Raw genomic sequence first — 21375 nt, 5'->3', positions numbered from 1 at the left:
TGCGCGGAATGAACACCATGAACCCGATGAGGGCCCTGCCCCGGGACAGCCGCGACACCCTGTTCCTGCTGGTGGTCATCGCCTGGGTGGTGCTGCCCCAGGTGGGCAATCTACCGCTGTGGTGCACGGGCCTGACGGCGGGTGTGCTGCTGTGGCGCGGCTGGCTGGCCTGGCGCGCCCGGCCCCTGCCCTCGCGGTGGTGGCTGGCGGCGCTGCTGGCCCTCACGCTGGCGGCCACCTGGGCCACGCACAAAACCCTGCTCGGGCGCGATGCCGGCGTGACCCTGATCGTGGTGCTGCTGGCGCTGAAGACGCTGGAGCTGCGCGCCCGGCGCGATGCCTTTGTGGTGTTCTTCCTGGGCTTTTTCACCATGCTCAGCAACTTCTTCTTTTCGCAGTCGCTGCTGACGGCGGCCGCCATGCTGATCGCCCTGCTGGGCCTGCTGACGGCCCTGGTCAACGCACACATGCCGGTGGCCCCGCAAACCGCCCTGCCCGAAGCCGCCAAGATCGCCGGCGGCATGGCCCTGCTGGGCGCGCCCATCATGGCCGTGCTGTTCCTGCTGTTCCCGCGCATGGCGCCGCTGTGGGGTGTGCCCAGCGATGCCATGGCCGGGCGTAGCGGCCTGTCCGCCAGCATGCAGGTCGGCACCATGGCCCAGCTGGCGCTGGACGACAACATCGCCATGCGCGTGCGCTTTGAAGGCCCGCCACCGCAGCAGCAAGACCTGTACTTTCGCGGCCCGGTGCTGTCGCGCTTTGATGGCCGCGAGTGGCTGCCCCAGTACAGCGACTTTGCACGACTGCCGCCGACCGACCTGCAGGTATCCGGTGCGCCCGTGAACTACCAGGTCACGCTGGAGCCCAGCAACCGCCCCTGGCTGCTGACGCTGGACGCCACGCCCCAGCGCCCCACCCTGGCCGGCATGGACGCCGCCATGACGCCCGACCTGCAATGGCTGGCCAGCCGCCCGGTCAGCGACCTGCTGCGCTACCAGGTGCAAAGCTACCCACAGTTCCGCTATGGCCCCCAACAAGCCGATACCAAGAGCAATAGCAGCCTGCAGCCCTATCTGGACCTGCCGCCCGGCTACAACCCACGCACCCTGCAGCTGGCCGCCGACATCCGCCGCGCCCAGCCCACAGCCAATACCGCCAGCCTGGTCGCGCTGGTGCTGAACCGGCTGCGCACCGGCGGCTACAGCTACACGCTGGACCCCGGCGTCTACGGGCGCGACACGGCGGACGAGTTCTGGTTTGACCGCAAGGAAGGCTTTTGTGAGCACATCGCCTCGTCCTTCGTCATCCTGATGCGGGCGCTGGACGTGCCGGCCCGCATCGTCACCGGCTACCAGGGCGGTGAACTCAACGGCGTGGACGGCTTCTGGGTGCTGCGCCAAAGCGATGCCCACGCCTGGGCCGAGATCTGGCAGGCCGGCCGTGGCTGGACGCGCGTGGACCCCACCGGCGCCGTGTCGCCCGGCCGGGTCGGCAGCTTCCAGCGCCTGCAGGCGCCCAGCGGCGTGGTCGGCACGGTGCTGGGCACCGTCAGCCCCGACATGGCCAAGCGCCTGCGCGCCGCCTGGGACGCGCTGAACAACGGCTGGAACCAGTGGGTGCTGAACTACAGCCAGGGCAAGCAGCTGAACCTGCTGAAGAACATAGGCTTTACCAACCCCGACTGGGAAGACCTGGGCAAGCTGCTCGCCGGTCTGCTGGTGCTGGCCACCCTGGGCGGCGCCGCCTGGGCGCGGTGGGAACGCCTGCAACACGACCCCTGGCTGCGCCTGCTGGACGCCGCCCGGCGCAAGCTGTTGAAGGCCGGCATCACCCCCGCCCCCAACGCTCCGCCCCGCGAACTGGCGACGCTGCTGCCCCAGCACCCGGCCATCCAGCAATGGCTGCTGCAGCTGGAGGCCCAGCGCTATGCACCCCAAACGCCGCACAGCCTGGCGGCGCTGCGGCGCAGCTTTAGAGGGCTCGTCTGGCCCCACTAAACTCAGGTGGCCACTTTCCTTATTCCATGCACCCATTCCGCCCGATATTCCACCCGATTGCTCTCGTTTTAATAGCTGCTTGCGCAGCATCTGTCTGCGCCAAGCCCGCAAAACAGCCCAAAGTCAAAAAACCCGCCAAAGTCGCCGCCATCACCGCCGGCCCGCTGTACGCCAGCCGTGACGACGCCATGGCCGCCGCCGACGACATCGCCGAGCGCCGCGGCTTGGACGCCGCCTGGGTGCACAACATCCTGGGCCAGGCGCGCTTTCTGCCCAGCGTGCCGCGCCTGATGGCACCCGCGCCCAGCGGCACGGCCAAAAACTGGAAGCTCTACCGCAGCCGTTTCATTGAACCCATCCGCATCGCCGCCGGCGTGCGCTTCTGGCAAGACAACCGCGCCGCGCTGGAGCGTGCTGAAAAAGAATACGGCGTGCCGCCCGAAATCATCGTCGGCATCCTGGGCGTAGAGACCATCTACGGCCAGCAGATGGGCAACTTCCGCGTCATCGACGCACTGGCCACGCTGGCCTTTGACTTCCCCGCCAGCCACCCGCGCGCCGCCGAGCGCAGCGCCTACTTCAAAGGCGAGCTGGAGCAGTTCCTCAGCCTCACGCAGCGCGCCGGCATAGACCCACTCAGCCTGCGCGGCAGCTACGCCGGCGCCATGGGCATGCCCCAGTTCATGCCCACCAGTTGGGTGCACTACGCGGTGGACTTCGACGGCGACAGCCATGTGGACCTGTTCGGCAGCGCCACCGATGCCATCGGCTCGGTGGCCAGCTACTTCAAGGCCTTCCACTGGCAACCCGGCATGCCCGCCACCTACCCGGTGCAATTCGCACCAAATATCAATACGGCCAATATGGACGCCCTGCTGGCCCCCGACATCCTGCCCACATTTAGCGTAGCCAGCTTCCAGTCCAAGGGCGCCATGCTGGACGGCCCGGCCCTGCAGCACAGCGGCCCACTGGCCCTGGTCGAACTGCAAAACGGCGACAACCCGCCGCAATATGTTGCCGGCACCGAAAACTTCTACGCCATCACCCGCTACAACTGGAGCAGCTACTACGCCATGGCGGTGTTGGAGCTGGGGCAGGAAGTAGCAGCCATTGTCAAAGCGAGAGCTACACCATGAGCGCCGGCAGCTCCAGCTTTGTAGAGTTCATCGTCGAACAGCTGGCGGGCATGGACCAGCTGCAAAGCAAGCCCTTCTTTGGTGGCATAGGCCTGGTATCTGGCGGCACCCAGTTTGCGATGCTGATGGGCAATACGCTGTACTTCACCGTGAACGACACCACCCGCCCGAAGTACGAGCAGATGGGCAGCCAGTGCTTTGCTTACAACACCAAGGCCCGGCGCGTGCAGGTGAAGAAATACTTCGAGGTGCCGGCGGAAATACTGGAAGATCCCACGGCCCTGCTGGCGCTGGCGCAGCAAGCGCTGGAGGTCGCGCGCCAGGCGAAGACGAAGCGCCCCAAAGCCCGGGCTTGAATGCTGCCAAGTTGCAAAGTACAACAGCGGCTTAGGCGCTCTCCAGGTCAAAGTACCGCGCCAGCCTGGCTATAGTGCATGCACCGCACCCGATCGCAGACCTGATCGCGCAAGCGGGTGGAATGCAACTTAGGAGCGCCGAGTTTCATGGAAAATTTATACCAAATGTTCCTCCCAGCATGGGTGCCGCTGACCCAACGTACGAGAGGCTTACAGCGCTTTTATTCAAAAGATGTATCGTCAAGTGCCGGATGTATCGACCGGGGTTTGCGGTCTGCATTACATGCGTCGTCATATTCCCGCCCCCAACATTATGGTCACTCTGACATCAGTAATCCCTGACGTAGACGTGCTTGCGGCGCTAGCGCCGGAAGAACTGGCGGCGGTCTTATTGCGCCTTGCCGACGAGCGTCGCCAAAACGACCGTATTCATTTACAGGCTTTGGTCTCCGATATCCACGGCCATCCAGGAACCTCGGACGGCTATCCCCAGAACCGGAAGCGAGATGCTGAATTAGCGCTCGCCGAAGCATGGAATTGGCTGACTGTGCAGGGTCTTCTAATTCCTGAGCCAGGGATAAACGGCAACAACGGACATATGCTGCTGAGCCGCCGCGCCAGAGCAATATTGGCCGATGGCTCATTCAATACTTATGCGCGCAGCCTTGCCTTCCCGAAGGCATTGTTACATCCGTCCATCGCGGATGAAGTTTGGCTCGACATTGTTCGGGGTGATCTAGAAACCGCAGTGTTCAAGGCATTTCGTGCAGTTGAAGTCGCCGTGCGCGAGGCCGGACATTTTGCAGACGCAGACATTGGAACCGCGCTGATGCGCAAAGCATTTGACAAAACGGCTGGTCCGCTCTCTGATATGCAGCAGCCAGAGGCTGAGCGCGAAGCGTTAGCACACTTGTTTGCCGGAGCAATTGGCTCTTACAAGAATCCGCATTCTCATCGCACCGTTTCGATCAACGATGCAACGGAAGCTCAAGAAATGGTGGTGTTGGCGAGCCACTTGCTTCGCATTATTGATAGCAGACGGTAGGTTGCCAATGACGACAAACCCTGCGGTCAACCGGACCTGCGAAAAAAGCCGCGCAGGTTCGGGTACCTTGAACGTTATGCCTTATGGAATTGGGCCAATGCTTGAGCGACTCGTAAAATTGCTAGACCTGCCAGATGCTGACTACTGGGCAGATGTTGGTAGCATTGATGCTCGCTCTGTTGTAGACGAAAACCCAATAACTGTCCTTTCTGAGGTTGGCCACCATTGGCAGTCATGGCCTGTGATGCGGCAAGAGCATATAGCCTATATTCTTGGCGAGAGTTCGCTTTTGATCGAGAAAGAGATACTCCTTGAGATGGTTAAGTCTAGCAATTCAAGCGTCGCGATGTCCGCTCGCGAAGCTCTGCGTTCTATCCCGGCCAATGAGGCATAACTGGTCGGCCCGCGCGGGTGCACACCAGCAGGTTACCGCTGTGTGACGCTTGCTGCGTGCCGGTGACCTCGAACGTCAGACATCCCCATGAGTCATCTCGAAAACCCACAAATTTGCCCGAAATGCCTAAGTGAAGCTCAGGTGAGAGAAAAGACGCTCCTCATCGGTGCGGCCAGCCCGAATTTGCTTTTCCCGGGGGAAGAGCAAGCAGGATATCAGCGCAAGGATCAACTCGCTGTTGATGAATGTAAATTCGAAGTATTAAAGAGTGCGCCATTGGAGCAATTTGTGGATGGCTATTTCTGCGACAAGTGCGGTATTGGCTTTCTTTCAGAGGACATCAAGGGTTCAATAGGGCGACGACAAGGCTGACGGAGCAGCAACAGAATCAGAAAGGGGCAAAATTGCAGCAAACTGTGGGCATGAACACTCAAACCCTGACATCGACGCGGCGTTATGCGCAAGGTATGGCAAACGCTTGTGCGATTCAGGTTTTTTACAGCCTCGTTAAAGGTCACATTCGATGCCTCGTCGATCCGAGCTAAATGGGGTTGCGGCAGACATCGTCCGTTCATTCGTGAGTAGGAACAACGACGTGCGGGGATATTGGGCGCTGGGCTTGCTGTATGCCTATGTCAAAGAACACAGTAGCGACTCGCTCCTAATTCCGCTGGCCCCTTTGGAGTCGACACCAAGCGTAGAACCATTGGCATTTGTTGCGAAAAACTACTGCGCCAAATTGCGTGTCATGATGGAGAGTCGAAAGCTTCCCAGATCATGGCTAACATCCGCATGCGTTACTGTCCAGTTCGAATCGACAACCGCAAAGCCGCAATTTTTCAGCACTCGCGCGAATGCTCGACCATTCCACTGCCTAGTGAAAATTGAGGATGACCTTGGACGAAAGCATGCTGCATTAGTTGTCGGTTGGTGTTCACCCCATGATTCGAATATTGAGACACAAAGTACCCGCGCATATGACCTCTAACAAATCGACGTACATGGAGAAGCAACGTCGGGTTGCCACTTCACGGCGTGAGTTGCGTGCCAGCGGCCTCGGACACTAGGCCTCAAAACTAAATATGACCGATCCGCTTCTCTTCTCAGTTGCGAAAACCGTCCTGTCTCCAGCGACCAAGTTGGTGGGTTTTGCTTACGGGTGGTTCCGTCGTCCCACTGTCAGCTACAAGCGCGCACCCAAAAATCTCTTCGCTCACATCAAGCCTGGCGCTTCGATGGCACGCGTGAAAGAGCTGCTTGGACCGCCGCATCAAGAGACCGACGGGCAGTACCGCTATGCCTTTAGTGAAGCTTGTGTGCAAGTGGACTCCACCGACAAGACCACAGTCGACGCGGTCTCTGTCGGTCTACGTGGTGTCGCTCGCCGCAATCGCTTTCACGTCTGGCCGATAAACAACCTTCTTCTGGGTAAGACGACTTTTGCATCCGTCATCGAGGCGAGCGACGAAGTCGTCTTTGACTATTCCTCGAAGTTCTACCATTTCTATGTCGTCAAATATTACGGCTTTCCGGGCCTGTATTGGAACTATGCCCTTGGATATCTCGAATGTCCCGGCGTATCTCCGGATGAGCATCACTGGTCACCAAATGCTCAATCTCGCGATGAGATACCGAAGAAGATGACAATCAATTGGGCGTGTGTGACGCGTTTAGAAGAGCCACCTTCATTCAGCTACTATGGATTCCTATGACACCTAATCCTTTACAGGGACTTCCAAAATAGTCAAATAGGAAACGGTATTTTTCTTCTTCCTTGGAAAGCGGTATTCCTTGCGCTGACATCAACGGAAGCTGCGGTAAACGAGGAACAGACTGCACATCTACAGACGGCCTTGTTGCATCAAACCGTGCGGGGGCAACTGGGCACACCAGGCCATGAATTGGTCACGGCTCAAGGGGTGGTTGGTGAACATCTTGCCTGCGGCATCGACGGCGTGGACGTGGATGCCGCGTTTTGCCAGATCAACGCCAACTCGTGTAGTCTCGGTCATGGGGCTTCCCCTTTACAAGGTTGCAGATTGACTTCAACACGCCAATCTTGGCACTCGATCCCGTTGCTCAAGTCGCTTGTTGCCTGGCTAGTCATACTTGCCCTGGCAGTCGCCAACGGGGCTTTTCGCGAGATCATTCTGATTCCTGCTCTCGGCAAGACCACCGGTCTAGTCCTGAGCGGCACGCTGCTCTCCCTTCTCGTGGCGCTTGTGTCTTTCGCCTTTGTTCTCCTCAGCCACGGCATCACAATCTTGCAAGGTCTTCGCGTTGGCGCTTCTTGGTTGTGTCTCACACTGGTCTTCGAGTTCAGCTTTGGGCGCTACGTCCAGCACAAGTCCTGGTCTGAGCTACTCGCCGCCTATACATTCAAAGATGGCAACATCTGGCCTGTTGTTCTCCTCGTCACCTTTCTGGCGCCATTGGCCGCAGTCCTCCTTCAAACAAGATCGAAGCATGCAAACGGCGGAGCCTAACCCCCAAGCTGACCTGCCTTCGGCGGTCTGCCTAAGTCGTTAACCGTCACCATGTTCATCCGCGCCGCACTTTTATCAGACTGCTCCGCCATCGCCGAGCTTCATGTTTCAAGCTGGAGATCCGCCTACAGAGGTGCACTCAGTGACGAATACCTCGCTGGAGATATCGTGCAAGACAGACGGCAACTCTGGGAATCTCGTTTAGCTGAACCTCCAGAGCACCAGCACGTCTACGTCGCCGAAGACGGCGATGGGTTAATCGGCTTTGCCTGCCTGTATGGGAGCGCGCACGCCGAATTGGGCTCATTCCTCAATAACATCCATGTCTCCCAAGTAGCACAGGGCCGAGGCATAGGCACCGCACTGCTGCACGCTACTGCTGAGTTGTGCACACGGCTATACGGTGAAGCAGGTCTGTACTTGTCGGTAATCCAGTCCAACACCAAGGCGCAAGCCTTCTACGCACGCTATGGAGCAAGAAATGTTGGAACCAGCGTTTGGCATGCGCCGGGTGGCACTGATGCCCCGCTCTTTCGCTTCGCCTGGGAGAATCCTCGTGCTCTCCAAGAGGCGACGGCTAAGCCTTCTTAAATAGACTCCCCTCAACAAATCGAAGTCTTCAAAGCCCGTGCTTGAATGCTGCCAATTTGCTAAGGACAATTGCAGCTTGGCTAGCTTCTAGGTCAATGCACCCCGCAATCTGGCTATAGTGCTTGCGTCGCACCCGCTCGCATACCTGATCGCGTACGTGGATATATTGCAACGCAGGGGGCCGGGAATTAATGGAAAATTTATATCTGATGCTTTGCATCTCACATGTGTCGCTCTGCACAGGACTTATCGACCGGAATTGCGGCCAGTACGGCATTAAAGGTAGATCACAATGCAGGCATTAAATTTAGCGCGCATTGCTCTATGCATCGCAATGGCATCGACAGTACAACCTACGCTGGCGCAGTCTGATGTGTGGCACATTTTGCTGCGCTCCATAGGATTCGCCGAAATGAACCGAGCTGGCCTGGAATTCAATTGCAGGGAAACCCCTCAATACGCAGCCATTCCCCGCCTTATTGATCTTTGTGCGAAGCGAACCAAAATTCCAGATTACGTAATTGAAGAGGCCGCCATACCCTATTTGCAAAAGTATGTAAGTGAACGCATTGCCAAACAATCAATTGATGCATTGCAGGCTGATGATCAAAAGGCACTTTCGAATAAATTAAATCAAGAAATTGCATCTGGCAAAAAAAATCTTCTAACTCCGGCAGATATTGATCTTTTGGAAAAAAGAAACGTGACTGAATACAGCCAAGCTTTGATGGCCTTTGCGTCCGATAAAGAGAAAGGTATAGCCGTGGCACGAGCCATGCTCAACTATCAGTCCCCTGAATAACGCTGTAAGGCCGCTGTAACTATTGCAGCCATTCAAACAATCGAAGTCTTCAACCCCCTATCCAGCACATACCGCTCCTGCGCCAGTTCAATCAGCCGAGTAATCAACGCGGTATAGCCCAGCCCACTCGCCTGCCATAGCTTCGGGTACATGCTGATGGAGGTGAAACCGGGCAAGGTGTTCACCTCGTTGACCAGCACCTTGCCTTGCGGCGTCAGGAACACGTCGACGCGGGCCATGCCTACGCAGTCCAGCACGCGAAACGCCTCCAGGGCCACGCGGCGGACTTCGCTGCTGGCGGTCTCGTCGATGTCGGCTGGTACTACCACCGCAGCGCCTTGCTCATCGATGTATTTGGTGTCGTAGGAATAGAACTCGTCACGCAGCACGATCTCGCCGCACAGGCTGACCTGGGGGTCGTCGTTGCCCAGCACCGCGCATTCGATCTCGCGGCCCACGATGGCTTGTTCTACCAATACCTTGTGGTCGAACTCCAGCGCCAGGGCCAGGGCGCGCTGGAATTCGTCCGCAGTGCGCACTTTGCTCACGCCGACCGACGAGCCCATATTGGCCGGCTTGACGAACAAGGGCAGGCCCAGCTGGGCCACCACGTCGTCGAACCGGGCGCGGTGCGCGTTGGCCCGCGTGAACACCAGGAATGGCGCTACGGCCAGGCCGGCGTCGCGCAGCAGGCGCTTGGACACATCTTTGTCCATGCACACCGCCGAGCCCAGCACGCCCGAGCCCACGAAAGGCAGGTTGAGCATGCGCAACAGGCCTTGCAGCGAACCATCCTCGCCCTGCGAGCCGTGGACGATGGGAAACACCACGTCGATCTGGCCCAGTGCGGCCGCCGCTGCTTCCTGGGTGCTGACCAGTTGCCGGCTATCCGTGCCCGGCACCAGCGCCACGTCCAGATGGCTGCGGTGCAGCGCGATGAGTGCGGGGTTGTCGGCATGCAGCAGGTAGTTGGACACATCGTTCACATGCCACTGGCCTTGCTTGTCGATGCCGATCAGGGTCACCTCAAACTTGGCTGTGTCCAGCGCATCCACAATGTTCTTGGCCGATTGCAAAGACACTTCGTGCTCTGCCGATTTGCCACCAAAAATGATTCCAACCCTGGTTTTACTGGCCATGTGCATCTCCTTGCTTGGTCTGGGAAATGTACAGCCGTGCATGAACGTAGCCGCTGCGTAAACATCCGTAAACCAGGCCCGTTCCTACAGCTTTGACTCGGACTCTGGACTCCAATGCAGGCAAAGGCGGTCACCTGGCCGCACTACGAAAAGGATCAGCAAATGCACAAAACAACTTTGATCGCCGCACTGACCGCCGCCAGCCTGTGCCTGGGCAGCGTGGCCCAGGCGCAAGGCCGGTCCGGGGGCGATGACGACTGGAAGCGCCAGAACCAGCAGCATGACCAGCGCAATGACCCACGCCAGGAACACCGTATGGACCGCCAAATGCCAGGCCAGGCCATGGGACAGCGCATGCAGAATGACCGCCCCCCGGCCATGCAGGAACGTGGCGCTGGCCCGGACCACAACTTCCGCAAGGGTGGCCGTCTGCCACGCGAGTACCGCGACAACAGCTATGTGGTGAACGACTGGCGCGGCCACCACCTGAGCGCGCCACCGCGCGGCTATCACTGGGTGCAGACGGGTGGCGACTATGTGCTGATCGCCATTACCACCGGCATCATTGCGCAGATTTTGCTGGGCAATTGATTTAAGCCAAATCGGGCTCTAGCGCAGGTAACATCTGCGCTGGCAGCTCCTAAAAACAGAGCATATTGACCGCTAGCGCGCCTGGCGCCGCTCGGAGTCGGGAGCGACGAATTTGCGCAGCAGGCGCAGCAGCTCTTGCCGTTCCTCCATCTCCAGTCCATCCAGCAGCTGGGTCTGCATGTCTTGCATGCCGGGCACCAGGGTGCCCAGCAGCGCGACGCCGGCCTCGGTCAGCGCCAGGCTGCGCTGGCCGCGTGCCAGCACGGCACGGCTGATCCAACCCTTGCTTTCCAGGCGCACCGCGATGTCGGCGGTGGTGGACGTGTCCAGCGCCACCTCTTGGGCCAGCGTGGCCTGGTCTATGCCCGGCCTGGCCTGCAGGACCCGCATCATGGCGTATTGCACGGGGGTGACTTCTCGGCCCAGATGCTGGTGGAAGCTGGCCACGGCGATCTGGTGGGCCCGGCGTATCAGATGGCCGGGCTGGTCGTTGAGGTCGATGGGGGCGGCGAGAAGCGTGGCAGCGGTGTCGGGCATGGGGTCACAGGTCGAGTACGAGTACCGGTGATTTTGACCGCGAACAGCAGGGTGTGAACTGGTCGTTGGCTGCCTGTTCCTCGGGCGTGAGGTACAGGTCTTTGTGGTCAGGCACGCCTTCGATCACGCGTGTCAGGCAGGTGCCGCACACGCCCTGCTCGCAGGAGAACGGCACTTCCACACCCGCCAGAGCCAGGGCCTGGATGACGGTTTGCTCCGCTGCGATATGGATCACCTTGCCGCTGCTGGCCAGGCGCACGTCGAAGCTGGCGTCATTGGCCGAGTGCACCACTTCCGCAGAGAAAAACTCGTAGTGCAGCTGCTCTTCGGGCCAGCCGCTGGCACGGGCGGTACCCAGCACCACGTCCATGAATCCCTTGGGGCCGCACACATACAGGTGCACGCCGGGCTGCGGCTCGGCCAGCAGGTCGGGCAGAGACAGGGCTTGCACGCTGCCACCGTCGTCGAAATGGAAGTGCACATCGCGCGCAAACGCGCTGCCGCGGATGCGCTCGACAAAGGCCGTGCGCTCCTGCGAACGGGTGCAGTAGTGCATATCGAAGGGCTTGCGGCTGGCCGCCAGCTGCTGCGCCATGGCCAGGATGGGCGTGATGCCTATGCCGCCGGCCAGCAGCAGGCTGCGCTGGGCGTCCGCTGCCAACGGGAAATGGTTCTTGGGCGCGCTGATGTCCAGTTCGCTGCCCTCGGCCAAGGCGTGCATGGCCTCGGAGCCACCGCGTGATGCCGGGTCGCGCAGCACGCCCAGGCAGTAGCGCTGGGTTTCCTGCGGGTCGTTGCACAGCGAATACTGGCGCGTGGTGCCGCCGGGCAGATGCACGTCGATATGCGCGCCGGCGCTGAAAGCGGGCAGCGCCGCGCCGTCCAGTGCCACCAGCTCGAAACCGCAAATGCCCTCGGCCTCCAGCCATTTGCGGGCCACGCGCACACGCAGCTTGTCGCTCATACCGTCACCTGCGTAGCTTCCTGGGCCAGCAGGCGGTCTATCACCTTGCGCGACTGCACGCCGCCGGCGTCGATGTTCAACATCAACAGCTTGCGCTCGGGGTAGGCCAGCAGGTTGCGCTGCTGCTTTTCCAGCATTTCCAGGTCTTCGCTGAAGATCTTGCCCTGGCCTTCGCGGATGCTGGCGGTCAGCGCCGCGTCCTGCGGGTTGAAGCTGCGCGCCATGCCCCAGAAGTACCAGATGGAGGTCTCGGTCTCGGGGGTGATGAAGTCCACCACAATGGAGGCGGCCTTGTGCTCGGCCGGGGCGTCGTAGCCGCCCTTGCCGGCGTGGGCCACGCCGACTTCGATCATCACATGGCTGGGCGGGGTGAAGCGGCAGACCTGCCAGCGGTCGACAGGCACGTCGTCGGCCAAGCCGTTGCCGCGCAGCGCCATGCGCCAGAACGGCGGTGCGGAGATGTTTTCCATGTAGCGGCTGGTGATGACCTCGTCGCCATTCACCACGGTTTTCACGGGCGCCTCGTCGATCTCCTTCTGGCCGATGCTGCTGGCGTGCACATAGGTTTCGTGCGTCAGGTCCATCAGGTTGTCCACCATCAGGCGGTAGTCGCAGTTGATGTGGAACAGGCCGCCGCCATAGGCCCAGGCGGGGTTGTCGGCCCACTCCAGGTGGTGCAGCTTGGACTCGTCGGCCAGGTCCGGGCTGCCGGGCCAGACCCAGATGAAGCCGTAGCGCTCGATCACCGCGAACTTGCGGATCGGTGGAAAGCCGCGCACGCGCTGGCCGGGCATGGCCACGGTCTTGCCGTCGCAGCCCATTTCCAGGCCGTGGTAGCCGCAAGTCAGCTTGCCGTTTTCTACCTTGCCCAGGGACAGGGGGGCACCACGGTGCGGGCAGAAGTCTTCCAGCGCAACGGCCTGGCCCTCGGGTCCACGGTAGAAGACCATGGACTCGCCGCAAATCTTGCGGCCCAGGGGTTTGTCGGCGATGTCGTCGGGCATGCAGGCGACGTACCAGGCGTTTTTGGGGAACATGGCGTGGGCTCCTATCGAGGGTTGAGTCATTTAGGCGGGCAAGTTCAGGCCCGCTGCTTCTTACGATCAGTATACGGATCGTCAATTCAAAACAAAAGGGGCTAGGCCTCGGTACTTTCCCGAATGCCGCCCCTTTTCAGTGGACGCCTACGCTACATAATTTATAGCCTCTTGCGCAGGTAGTTCCTGCGCTGGAGCCCTATTTTCCTTAAAGTGCCTGGCCCAGGCGGGCAATGCCCTCTTCGATCTTTTCCACACCCACGGTGGCGAAGCTCAGGCGCAGCGTGGACAGATCGGCGTCATGCGCAAAGAACGGCGCGCCGGGCACAAAGGCCACCAGCTTTTCGATGGCGCGCTTGGCAAAGGCACCGGCGTCGCGGCCTTCGGTCAGGCGTGCCCAGAAGAACATGCCGCCCTGCGGCGCATTGAAGGTGATGGCGGGACCCAGCTCGCGGCGCAACGACTCGGCCATGACGCGGGCGCGCTCGGCGTAGACCTTGCGCACCCCGACCAGCGTGGCGTCCAGGCGGTTCAGGGTCAGGTAATGCGCGGCCGTGGCCTGGGTCAGGTTGCTGGTGTGGGCATCGCTGAACTGCTTGCACATGGTGGCCTTGGCCAGCAGCTCAGGCGGGGCGATCAGCCAGCCTACGCGCAGGCCGGGGCTGAGGATCTTGCTCATCGAGCCGCAGTGCGCCAGCCAGTCGCGGCTACCGGGCACGTCGGCACTCAGCGCCAGGATGCTGGGTGGCGGTGGCTGGTCAAAGTACAGCTCGCCGTAGGGGTCGTCTTCCACCACCAGGGTTTGGGTGCGCACGGCAATGTTCAGAATGCGCTTGCGGCGTTCCAGGCTGAGCGTCGCGCCGCTGGGGTTACCAAACGTGGGGATCAGGTAGACCAGCTTGGGCTTGTGCTCGTCGATCAGCTTCTCCAGCGCGTCCACGTCCACGCCGTCGGCATCGATGGGGGCGCTGATGACCTGCGCGCCGTACAGGCGGAAGCACTGGATGGTGGCCAGGAAGGTCGGGCCTTCGACGATCACCTTGTCGCCGGGGTTGATCATGGTCTTGCCGATCAGGTCCAACGCCTGCTGGCTGCCGGTGGTGACGATCAGGCCGTCGGGCGCCACGGTCACGCCCTTGTTGCCCATGAACTTGCTGAGCTGTTCGCGCAGCGGGTTGAAGCCTTCGGTGGCGCCGTATTGCAGCACCGGGCCGGGGTTGTTCGCCAGCACGGCGGCGGTAGACTCTGCGATACCAGCCACATCAAACAGCGCAGGGTCGGGGAAGCCGCCCGCAAAGCTGATGATGCCGGGCGTGCCCAGCAGCTTGAAGAGTTCGCGTATGGCGGAGGTTTCAACGTAGTTGAGTCGGTCGGCAAATGGCAGGGACATGGTTGGGTTTCTCGCTTTCTGAACCGCATTGTCGCTAATAAAGGGACGCTCCATGCATGTAGAACTGAGGTTGCTGCCGCCCATGCACTTGGCCTATATGCGCTGCACAGGCCCATACGGCAGCGCCGCCAGCACCCAGACCTGGACCCGCTTTGCCACCTGGCGCCAGCAGCACGGTCTGGACGCAACCCGGCGCACCCAGCTGGGCATACGCCAGGACCGGGCCAGCACCACGCCCGCCGAACAATGCCGCTACGACTGCTGCGTGGAGGTGGACGAAGACTTCATGCCCAGTGCCGACGTGGCGGTACAGGACTTTGCCGGTGGCCGCTATGTATGCGGCCAATTTACCGGCACGGCACTGGACATCCACGCGGCCTGGCTGCACCTGCGCAGCGAATGGCTGCCCAGTGCAACGGCCGATGGCGCCTGGCGTCTGATGGAGGCCCCATTGCTGGAAATCTACCCCGAAGGCTACCGGGTAAACGCCAAAACCGGGGCTATCCAATGCTGGTTATGTTTACCCATTCGTGCCGCATAAATAGGTAAGAATAGGCTCCATGTAAAGCATGTATTTAAGCCACTTCATCCATCAGCAGAGGAGACACCATGTCGGACATCTCGGTATTTTTTCAATCCGTCAAATTGCCCGTCATGTCGGAGGTAGCGCACGCACTGATCCGCACGCTCAACGATGAAGATGCCACCGGCCCGCAGGTGGCCGCCATCATCGCCAAGGACTCCACCCTGACCGCCCGCCTGCTGCGCCTGGCCAACAGCGCCAGCTTCGGCCTGAGCCGCAAGGTGGCCACGGTGGACGACGCCATCACCCTGGTGGGCATGAGCCGGGTACGCACCCTGGGCCTGGCCGCAGCCATGGGCGACGCGTTTCCCGTGGTGGACGGCCTGGATCGCAAGGAGTTCTGGCGCAGCTGCATGGTGAGCGCTGGCTATGCGCAATGGCTGTCGGCCCACCTGGGCCTGGACGGCAGCGAAGCCTGGCTGGCCAGCATGATGGTGCGCCTGGGCGAGTTGATGATTGCCCAGGCCGAGCCGAGCAGCCTGCAAGAAATTGAAAAACTGCCACACCAGCCCGGTGGCCGCTGGGAGCGCGAACAGCGCCTGACCGGCTTCAGCGAGGGCCAGATCACTGCCGAGCTGGCGCGCCGCTGGAACTTCCCCGCCGAGATCGTGCGCGCGCTGGACACCTGCTCCGACCCGCTGGCCGCCCACCCGTTCAACCGGCTAGGCGGCATCGTGCACCTGGCCATGTTGTTGGCCGACATGCCGGCCGGCGGCGTGGAAATGCTGGACGAGCTACCCGAAGAGGTCGTGCACGCCCTGCAGCTGAACCGAGAATGGATGCAGTCCAAATTCCCCCTGCCCGACTCGTTTGTCGATATCTCCTCACTCTGAAATGGAACTCTGCCAGGCATGAATCGCCAAGCCATCGCCGGATTTTTTGCCACCCTACAGGCCGCCAACCCGCACCCCGTTACCGAGCTGGAGTACAGCAGCCCGTTTGAGCTGCTGGCGGCCGTGCTGCTGTCGGCCCAGGCCACCGACGTGGGCGTCAACAAGGCCACGCGCAAGCTGTTTCCAGTTGCCAACACGCCGCAGGCCATTCTGGACCTGGGCCTGGAGGGGCTGGAGGGCTACATCAAAACCATAGGCCTGTACCGCAGCAAGGCCAAGCACCTGATGCAAGCCTGCCGCATGCTGGTGGACCTGCACGGCGGTGAGGTGCCGCACGACCGCGAGGCCCTGGAAGCCCTGCCCGGCGTGGGCCGCAAGACCGCCAATGTGGTTTTGAACGTAGCCTTTGGCGAACCCACCATGGCGGTGGACACGCATATCTTCCGCCTGGGCAATCGCACTGGGCTGGCGCCCGGCAAGACCCCGCTGGAAGTAGAAAAAGGCCTGCTCAGACGCATTCCGGCCGAATACATGGTGCACGCCCACCACTGGCTGATATTGCACGGCCGATACATCTGCCAAGCACGCAAGCCCCTGTGCTGGCAGTGCGGCGTAGCGAGCTACTGCGACTTCAAACCCAAGACTGCGGCGCCCTGAGTCCACGGTCAGACCAGAGGGACGCTCGCCCTGGCCCGGGACTGCAGCCACTGCTCCAGTTCGGGCGCCGGCAAAGGCTTGGCAAACAGATAACCCTGCAGCACCGGGCAGCCGCGGTCCGTGAGAAAGTCGGCCTGCAGCTGGGTTTCCACACCTTCGGCAACCACCGTCAGGCGCAAACCGTCGCCGATGCGCAAGACGGTGTTGGTCAGCGCCTGCGCAGCGGCACTGTCGTCCAGGTCTTGCACAAAGCTTTTGTCCAGCTTCAGCTCGTGAATGGGCAGGCGGTGCAAATAGCCTAGGGAGGAATAACCGGTACCAAAGTCGTCCAGCGACAGATGCACTCCCATGGCATGCACCGCGTGGATGGTCTGCAGTGCGCTGCCACCGGCGTCCATCATCACGCTCTCGGTCATCTCCAGCGTCAGGTCGTTCGGGGTCAGCCCGTGCTCGCTCAACAAGTTGGCCACCAGGCGTGGCAAGCCGGCATCCTGGAAGTTGCGCGCCGACAGATTGACGGCCACCCGTGGTACGGCTATACCCCGTCTGCGCCAGTCGGCCATCTGGCGGCAGGCTTCCTCCAGGCCCCAGCGGCCCAGAACGTCGATCAGGCCAGATTCTTCCGCCAGCGGAATGAAGCGGGCCGGCGAAATCACCCCCAGCTCTGCGTGCGTCCACCGCGCCAAGGCTTCCACACCATGCAATTGCTGACCGCCATGCCCCATGACCTGCGGCTGGTAGTGCAGCTGCAGGCCGCCTGTGCGCAGTGCCTCACGCAACGCCGACTCAAGGGCAATGCGTTCCTGGGTCTGGCGATCCATCGCCAGATTGAAGAAACGCATGCAACCCCGGCCATCGCGCTTGGCCTGGTGCATGGCCAGATCGGCGTGGGTCAGCAGGGTATCGAAGTCGGTGCCATCTTCGGGGAACATCGCTACACCCAGACTAGCGTTGGAGTGCACCACCGTACCCGACAACAGCACCGGCGCTGTCACTGCGGCACGCATTTCATCAGCCAACTGCGTGGCCTGCTCAGAGGTGCACTCCGTCAGCACGGCCACGAACTCATCCCCCGCATGGCGCCCCAGCAGATCGCCCGCACGCACGAACAGGCCCAAACGGGCAGCGATTTCGCGCAGCAGCGCATCTCCCGCGCCATGGCCTTGCGTGTCGTTGACCTGCTTGAATCGGTCGATATTGAAAAACAGCACAGCCAGCGGCGCCTGTGTACGGCCGGCTTCCGCCACCGCAGCCTCAGCCCGTTTGCGCAGCATGGTGCGATTCGGCAAGCCGGTCAAAGCATCGAAAAATGCCAATTGATGGATATGCGCGCGCGACTCCTCGCGCTCCATTGCCAGCGCACAGAGATGCACACAGACATTCACCAGGCGTTGGTGCAACGGGTCCGGCCCGCGATTTTCACGAAAGTAGAACGCGAAGGTGCCCAACACCCGGCCATCCTGCGCCATGATGGGGCTGGACCAGCAGGCCAGAAAACCATAGGGCAGGATCATGTGCTTGTAAGGCGCCCACAGCGGGTCACTGGCGATATCCGTCACCACCACAGGTGCGCGCCGCCAGGCTGCCGTACCACAGGAGCCGGCCTGAGGCCCGATGGACAGCCCTTCCAACGCAGATGAAAACTCATTGGCCAGACCTGGTGCCGCCAATGGATGCAGCCGGCCCTGCATGTCCACCGCCAGCACCGAGGAGGTCACTTCGGGCGCGATCTGTTCCACCTCGTGGCAGACCAGCGCCATCAGGTCTTGCAAGGGCATTTCCTGCGCCATGGCTTGCAGCACCTTGTACTGCAGCTGTTCATGCATCTTGACCTGTGTAACGTCAGACAGAACACAGACCAAGCCCAGCAACTGGCAGCGCTCGTCATACGATGGGTCCACCACCACCGACACCCACAAGGGGTGGCGGGTCTTGGTGTACATCAACGCCTCGGTGTGGCCGCCACCGGGCTGCAAAAAGTTACCGGCCATGCGCTGCATGGCCTCGGCATGAGAGTGTGGACCGGCCAACAGCACACTGGCCAACTGGCCCAGCGCTTCGCTTGCGGTGTAACCAAAGACTCGGGTAAAACCTGCGTTGACGTAGCTGATGCGGGCGTCCGGCCCGCATACAAGGAAAGCGCTGTCACTGTGCGACACGGCCTGCAGCAACTGGCTTGCCACCGCCCGCGTAAAGCCCCCTTCGGGTGCTCCGACAGACTGGGCTCCAAAATTGGGAGGCGACATGTTCATGGGTGGGCCATTCAACGAGGTCGAAGCCCAGTTTACCAGTGCATATGCTGCTGTACAGCCCCCCCACCGCACACACAAACCCTAAACCATACTTACATATAAAAATGCCTTGTAGCGCATATAGAACTTGCGCAGCCAGCTATTAAAACCGTAGCACACACCCAATTACGGAGCCGCGCTTTGCGACACGCCCGCAGATGCAAAACTAGCCATGTCCGCCAGTACCAAGCAGGCTGACTGCAGCAGCGGCCAAGCCATGGCGGCCCCCGAGCCCTCGCCCAGGCGCAGGCCTAAATCCAGCAGTGGCGTTGCACCCATATGGTGCAGCATCAAGGCATGACCGCGCTCGCCCGAGCTGTGGGCGAAAACGCAGCGCTGCAACACCAAGGGCTGCAGCGCATGGGCCACCAGAACCACCGCACTGGTGATGAAGCCATCGACCAGTATCACGCGGTTTTCCTGGGCCGCCTGCAGCACGGCGCCCAGCATGGTCGCCATCTCGAAACCACCAAACGCCTCCAGTGCTTCCAACGGATCGGTCACGCCAGCATGGCGCTCCAGCACCTGGGTCAGCACGGCGATCTTGCGCTGCAAACCCGCATCGTCCAGGCCGGTGCCCACGCCGGTGCAATCCGCAATATCCAGCCCGGTCAAACGGGCCATCAATAGCGATGCTGCCGAGGTATTGCCAATGCCCATTTCACCCAGCAGCAAGACATTGCCTGGCAGGCTTTTCACTACCGCGCGGCCCTGGGCAATCGCCCGCTCGCATTCGGCGGCACTCATGGCCGTTTGTTCCAGCGCATCGGCTGTGCCATAGGCCAGCTTGTAGTCCAGCAGCCCCGGGCGGGGCGCAAAGTCATGCCGTACGCCGCAGTCCACCACGGTCAGCGCAATGCCATGCTGGCGCGCCAGCACGCTGACGCAGGCACCACCGGCCAAAAAGTTTTCCACCATCTGCCAGGTCACATCGCTGGGATAGGCCGACACACCGCGCGCAGCCAGGCCATGGTCGCCAGCAAACACCACCAATTGGGGTTGCTCCAGTACCGGAGCCTCGGTGCCCAAAATCTCGCCCAGCTGCACGGCCAAGGCTTCCAGCCGCCCCAAAGAACCCAAGGGCTTGGTCTTCTGATCCAGTTTGAGCTGCAACAATGGGCGCAAGGAAGATTGGGACAAATCCGTCAAAGTCATGGTGGGTTCTCGGTCAATGCAAAATACGCAGATTACAGCAGACACTGGAAGCAACCCACCTGGCCAGCCTTGGTATGGGACTTGCATTCGAAGCTACCCAGCTGTTAAGGGCAAACCCCTGCCGCTACGCACCACCTTGGGGCCTAAAATTTGAGCCCCTAAAGTGTGTCCTGCAAGCTATTTTTGACACCCCTCCTACCAGGAACATCAATGAAGAAAATCGTTCTGACTCTCGCCCTGAGCGCCCTGTCTATTGCCGCAATGGCACAAGGTAAAGACCTCAAAGTCGCCATCGACCCCACCTACGAGCCCTTCACCTTCAAGACCGCCGACGGCAAGCCCACCGGCTTCGACGTGGACATCGCCAACGCCCTGTGCGAGAAGATCAAACGCAAATGCGTGTTCGTCGAACAGGTCTGGGACAGCATGATCCCCGGCCTGCAAGCCAAGAAATACGACGCCATCATCAGCTCCATGTCCATCACCGAAGACCGCCTCAAAGTGGTGGACTTCACCGACAAGTACTACAACACCCCCAGCAAGATCGTCGTCAAGAACGACATCAAGTTCACCGACCTGGCCTCCCTCAAGGGCAAGAAGATCGGCGTCTTGAAGGGCAGCACCCAAGAGAAGTACGCCAACGGCGAACTCAAGAAGCTCGGCGTGGTCGTCACCCCCTATGAAGCCCAGGACCAGGTCTACCTGGACATCAAGGCCGGCCGCCTGGACGGCACCGTGGCCGACATCATCGAAGTCACCGGTGGCTTCCTGAGCAAGCCCGAAGGCAAGGACTACGTGGCCGTTGGCCCCGAGCTGTACACCCCCAAGTACTTTGGCGGCGGTGTCGGCGTGGCCCTGCGCAAGGGTGACAAGGCGCTGAAGGAAGAACTCAACGCCGCCATCAAGGCCATCCGCACCGACGGCACCTACAAGACCTTGAACGACAAGTACTTCAAGATCGACGTGTACGGCACGAAGTAAAGCGCACCCCCAGGCTGCAGCGCTTCGCGTCTTTCGCCAACCCCCTTGCAGGGGGCGAACCCTACAGCCCGGCGGAGCCGGTTCTGTGGGTTCCTGGTGGGAAGACAGGGGTGTCTCTAGCCCCCGGTGGTTGTCGTTCTCTATCTCATGGCCGTGGTAAGCGATAAGCACCACGGCTTGTTTTTTTATTCTGCAGGTAGATTTGTTTTGTCTGATTACTACTGGTCCATCCTCCATGGCGCGCTGCTCACGGTCGGCGTATCCCTGGCCGCGCTGGCGGTCTCGGTGCTGCTGGGCCTGCTGGGCGCAGCCGCCAAGCTGTCCGGGCGGCCGGTGCTGGTCGTGCCGGCCACGCTGTACACCACCATCATCCGCGGCATCCCGGACCTGGTGCTGATGCTCTTGGTGTT

23 protein-coding genes and 1 pseudogene are annotated in these 21375 nt (G+C 61.0%); 16 read left to right on the top strand and 8 right to left on the bottom strand.

Features of this window, described 5'->3' with window-relative positions:
• The first annotated feature begins 8 nt into the window (after positions 1-8).
• The 7 genes from AC07VY_RS05860 to AC07VY_RS05830 all read left to right on the top strand — a co-directional run bounded on the left by AC07VY_RS05860 (position 9) and on the right by AC07VY_RS05830 (position 6640).
• On the top strand, positions 9-1997 hold the full coding sequence (locus AC07VY_RS05860; protein WP_495096920.1) for a transglutaminase TgpA family protein: 1989 nt from the start codon (positions 9-11) through the stop codon (positions 1995-1997).
• A gap of 26 nt (positions 1998-2023) precedes the next feature.
• Positions 2024-3133 carry a lytic murein transglycosylase B gene (gene mltB, locus AC07VY_RS05855; protein WP_495096891.1) on the top strand — a complete coding sequence of 370 codons (1110 nt, stop codon included), beginning with the start codon at positions 2024-2026 and terminating at the stop codon, positions 3131-3133.
• Positions 3130-3489 carry a TfoX/Sxy family protein gene (locus AC07VY_RS05850; protein WP_495096892.1) on the top strand — a complete coding sequence of 120 codons (360 nt, stop codon included), beginning with the start codon at positions 3130-3132 and terminating at the stop codon, positions 3487-3489. Before mltB ends, AC07VY_RS05850 begins: the two co-directional genes overlap by 4 nt.
• Positions 3490-3772: 283 nt before the next feature.
• A complete protein-coding gene (locus AC07VY_RS05845) occupies positions 3773-4534 on the top strand; it encodes a TIGR02391 family protein (protein ID WP_495096893.1) in 762 nt (253 codons plus the stop codon).
• 97 nt (positions 4535-4631) lie between these two features.
• The gene (locus AC07VY_RS05840) at positions 4632-4928 is read left to right on the top strand and encodes a hypothetical protein (protein WP_495096894.1); all 297 of its coding nucleotides are present in this window, start codon (positions 4632-4634) and stop codon (positions 4926-4928) included.
• An 87-nt stretch (positions 4929-5015) separates the two neighbouring features.
• The gene (locus AC07VY_RS05835; RefSeq protein ID WP_495096895.1) at positions 5016-5300 is read left to right on the top strand and encodes a hypothetical protein; all 285 of its coding nucleotides are present in this window, start codon (positions 5016-5018) and stop codon (positions 5298-5300) included.
• Between the two features lie 710 nt (positions 5301-6010).
• Positions 6011-6640 (top strand): ETEC_3214 domain-containing protein, encoded by a 630-nt coding sequence (locus AC07VY_RS05830; RefSeq protein WP_495096896.1) that lies wholly within the window; start codon positions 6011-6013, stop codon positions 6638-6640.
• Between the two features lie 162 nt (positions 6641-6802).
• Here the strand turns inward: AC07VY_RS05830 and AC07VY_RS05825 are convergent.
• Positions 6803-6940 (bottom strand): annotated as a pseudogene (locus AC07VY_RS05825) (IS110 family transposase); the annotation flags it as partial.
• A 27-nt stretch (positions 6941-6967) separates the two neighbouring features.
• On the opposite strand from AC07VY_RS05825, the gene AC07VY_RS05820 reads away from it, so the two are divergent.
• From AC07VY_RS05820 to AC07VY_RS05810, 3 genes are all read left to right on the top strand, one after another.
• Positions 6968-7414, top strand: a complete 447-nt coding sequence (locus tag AC07VY_RS05820) for a hypothetical protein (RefSeq protein WP_495096897.1) — start codon at positions 6968-6970, stop codon at positions 7412-7414.
• Positions 7415-7465: 51 nt separating this feature from the next.
• The gene (locus tag AC07VY_RS05815) at positions 7466-8005 is read left to right on the top strand and encodes a GNAT family N-acetyltransferase (RefSeq protein ID WP_495096898.1); all 540 of its coding nucleotides are present in this window, start codon (positions 7466-7468) and stop codon (positions 8003-8005) included.
• A gap of 292 nt (positions 8006-8297) precedes the next feature.
• Entirely contained in the window at positions 8298-8807 is a 510-nt protein-coding gene (locus AC07VY_RS05810) for a hypothetical protein (RefSeq protein WP_495096899.1), read from the top strand.
• 32 nt (positions 8808-8839) lie between these two features.
• On the opposite strand, the gene ddlA is transcribed toward AC07VY_RS05810, so the two are convergent.
• Positions 8840-9946, bottom strand: a complete 1107-nt coding sequence (gene ddlA, locus AC07VY_RS05805) for a D-alanine--D-alanine ligase (RefSeq protein WP_495096900.1) — start codon at positions 9944-9946, stop codon at positions 8840-8842.
• Positions 9947-10108: 162 nt separating this feature from the next.
• On the opposite strand from ddlA, the gene AC07VY_RS05800 reads away from it, so the two are divergent.
• Entirely contained in the window at positions 10109-10537 is a 429-nt protein-coding gene (locus AC07VY_RS05800; RefSeq protein ID WP_495096901.1) for an RcnB family protein, read from the top strand.
• Between the two features lie 72 nt (positions 10538-10609).
• On the opposite strand, the gene AC07VY_RS05795 is transcribed toward AC07VY_RS05800, so the two are convergent.
• The 4 genes from AC07VY_RS05795 to AC07VY_RS05780 all read right to left on the bottom strand — a co-directional run bounded on the left by AC07VY_RS05795 (position 10610) and on the right by AC07VY_RS05780 (position 14459).
• Complete coding sequence (locus AC07VY_RS05795; protein WP_495096902.1) at positions 10610-11074, bottom strand: MarR family winged helix-turn-helix transcriptional regulator; 465 nt, start codon at positions 11072-11074, stop codon at positions 10610-10612.
• A 4-nt stretch (positions 11075-11078) separates the two neighbouring features.
• Complete coding sequence (locus AC07VY_RS05790) at positions 11079-12038, bottom strand: PDR/VanB family oxidoreductase (RefSeq protein WP_495096903.1); 960 nt, start codon at positions 12036-12038, stop codon at positions 11079-11081.
• Entirely contained in the window at positions 12035-13075 is a 1041-nt protein-coding gene (locus tag AC07VY_RS05785; protein ID WP_495096904.1) for an aromatic ring-hydroxylating dioxygenase subunit alpha, read from the bottom strand. The genes AC07VY_RS05790 and AC07VY_RS05785 overlap by 4 nt, the downstream gene beginning before the upstream one ends.
• Before the next feature lie 208 nt (positions 13076-13283).
• A complete protein-coding gene (locus tag AC07VY_RS05780; RefSeq protein ID WP_495096921.1) occupies positions 13284-14459 on the bottom strand; it encodes an aminotransferase-like domain-containing protein in 1176 nt (391 codons plus the stop codon).
• Between the two features lie 58 nt (positions 14460-14517).
• On the opposite strand from AC07VY_RS05780, the gene AC07VY_RS05775 reads away from it, so the two are divergent.
• The 3 genes from AC07VY_RS05775 (at position 14518) to nth (ending at position 16538) form a co-directional block, all read left to right on the top strand.
• The gene (locus tag AC07VY_RS05775) at positions 14518-15006 is read left to right on the top strand and encodes an AraC family transcriptional regulator (RefSeq protein WP_495096905.1); all 489 of its coding nucleotides are present in this window, start codon (positions 14518-14520) and stop codon (positions 15004-15006) included.
• A 68-nt stretch (positions 15007-15074) separates the two neighbouring features.
• Positions 15075-15881, top strand: coding sequence for an HDOD domain-containing protein (locus AC07VY_RS05770; RefSeq protein ID WP_495096906.1), 807 nt, complete (start codon positions 15075-15077; stop codon positions 15879-15881).
• An 18-nt stretch (positions 15882-15899) separates the two neighbouring features.
• Positions 15900-16538: an endonuclease III gene (gene nth, locus AC07VY_RS05765; RefSeq protein ID WP_495096907.1), complete on the top strand. Its 639-nt coding sequence runs from the start codon at positions 15900-15902 to the stop codon at positions 16536-16538.
• An 8-nt stretch (positions 16539-16546) separates the two neighbouring features.
• Here nth and AC07VY_RS05760 read toward each other — a convergent pair whose 3' ends face one another.
• Positions 16547-18790 carry a sensor domain-containing protein gene (locus tag AC07VY_RS05760; RefSeq protein ID WP_495119478.1) on the bottom strand — a complete coding sequence of 748 codons (2244 nt, stop codon included), beginning with the start codon at positions 18788-18790 and terminating at the stop codon, positions 16547-16549.
• 165 nt (positions 18791-18955) lie between these two features.
• Positions 18956-19984, bottom strand: a complete 1029-nt coding sequence (gene cobT, locus AC07VY_RS05755) for a nicotinate-nucleotide--dimethylbenzimidazole phosphoribosyltransferase (protein ID WP_495076318.1) — start codon at positions 19982-19984, stop codon at positions 18956-18958.
• Between the two features lie 210 nt (positions 19985-20194).
• Between cobT and AC07VY_RS05750 the strand changes: the two genes are divergently transcribed.
• Together AC07VY_RS05750 and AC07VY_RS05745 are read left to right on the top strand one after the other, a co-directional pair.
• A complete protein-coding gene (locus AC07VY_RS05750; protein WP_495096909.1) occupies positions 20195-20965 on the top strand; it encodes an ABC transporter substrate-binding protein in 771 nt (256 codons plus the stop codon).
• 207 nt (positions 20966-21172) lie between these two features.
• Positions 21173-21375 (top strand): ABC transporter permease subunit (locus AC07VY_RS05745; protein ID WP_495096910.1); only part of this gene is annotated, 203 nt, incomplete at its 3' end.

The sequence above is a fragment of the Rhodoferax sp. GW821-FHT02C08 genome, assembly GCF_059421805.1.
The sequence above is the reverse complement of the archived record's forward strand: the minus strand, read 5'-3'. Positions and strand labels throughout refer to the sequence as shown.

Bases quoted from the DNA above. Each gene is read 5' to 3' on its own strand.
- mltB (WP_495096891.1), top strand. From the start codon at position 2,024: ATGCACCCATTCCGCCCGATATTCCACCCGATTGCTCTCGTTTTAATA.
- AC07VY_RS05760 (WP_495119478.1), bottom strand. From the start codon at position 18,790: ATGAACATGTCGCCTCCCAATTTTGGAGCCCAGTCTGTCGGAGCACCC.
- AC07VY_RS05770 (WP_495096906.1), top strand. From the start codon at position 15,075: ATGTCGGACATCTCGGTATTTTTTCAATCCGTCAAATTGCCCGTCATG.
- AC07VY_RS05800 (WP_495096901.1), top strand. From the start codon at position 10,109: ATGCACAAAACAACTTTGATCGCCGCACTGACCGCCGCCAGCCTGTGC.
- AC07VY_RS05850 (WP_495096892.1), top strand. From the start codon at position 3,130: ATGAGCGCCGGCAGCTCCAGCTTTGTAGAGTTCATCGTCGAACAGCTG.
- AC07VY_RS05785 (WP_495096904.1), bottom strand. From the start codon at position 13,075: ATGTTCCCCAAAAACGCCTGGTACGTCGCCTGCATGCCCGACGACATC.
- cobT (WP_495076318.1), bottom strand. From the start codon at position 19,984: ATGACTTTGACGGATTTGTCCCAATCTTCCTTGCGCCCATTGTTGCAG.
- AC07VY_RS05815 (WP_495096898.1), top strand. From the start codon at position 7,466: ATGTTCATCCGCGCCGCACTTTTATCAGACTGCTCCGCCATCGCCGAG.
- AC07VY_RS05775 (WP_495096905.1), top strand. From the start codon at position 14,518: ATGCATGTAGAACTGAGGTTGCTGCCGCCCATGCACTTGGCCTATATG.
- nth (WP_495096907.1), top strand. From the start codon at position 15,900: ATGAATCGCCAAGCCATCGCCGGATTTTTTGCCACCCTACAGGCCGCC.
- AC07VY_RS05845 (WP_495096893.1), top strand. From the start codon at position 3,773: ATGCGTCGTCATATTCCCGCCCCCAACATTATGGTCACTCTGACATCA.
- AC07VY_RS05840 (WP_495096894.1), top strand. From the start codon at position 4,632: ATGCTTGAGCGACTCGTAAAATTGCTAGACCTGCCAGATGCTGACTAC.
- AC07VY_RS05860 (WP_495096920.1), top strand. From the start codon at position 9: ATGAACACCATGAACCCGATGAGGGCCCTGCCCCGGGACAGCCGCGAC.
- AC07VY_RS05795 (WP_495096902.1), bottom strand. From the start codon at position 11,074: ATGCCCGACACCGCTGCCACGCTTCTCGCCGCCCCCATCGACCTCAAC.
- AC07VY_RS05790 (WP_495096903.1), bottom strand. From the start codon at position 12,038: ATGAGCGACAAGCTGCGTGTGCGCGTGGCCCGCAAATGGCTGGAGGCC.
- ddlA (WP_495096900.1), bottom strand. From the start codon at position 9,946: ATGGCCAGTAAAACCAGGGTTGGAATCATTTTTGGTGGCAAATCGGCA.
- AC07VY_RS05810 (WP_495096899.1), top strand. From the start codon at position 8,298: ATGCAGGCATTAAATTTAGCGCGCATTGCTCTATGCATCGCAATGGCA.
- AC07VY_RS05750 (WP_495096909.1), top strand. From the start codon at position 20,195: ATGAAGAAAATCGTTCTGACTCTCGCCCTGAGCGCCCTGTCTATTGCC.
- AC07VY_RS05830 (WP_495096896.1), top strand. From the start codon at position 6,011: ATGACCGATCCGCTTCTCTTCTCAGTTGCGAAAACCGTCCTGTCTCCA.
- AC07VY_RS05835 (WP_495096895.1), top strand. From the start codon at position 5,016: ATGAGTCATCTCGAAAACCCACAAATTTGCCCGAAATGCCTAAGTGAA.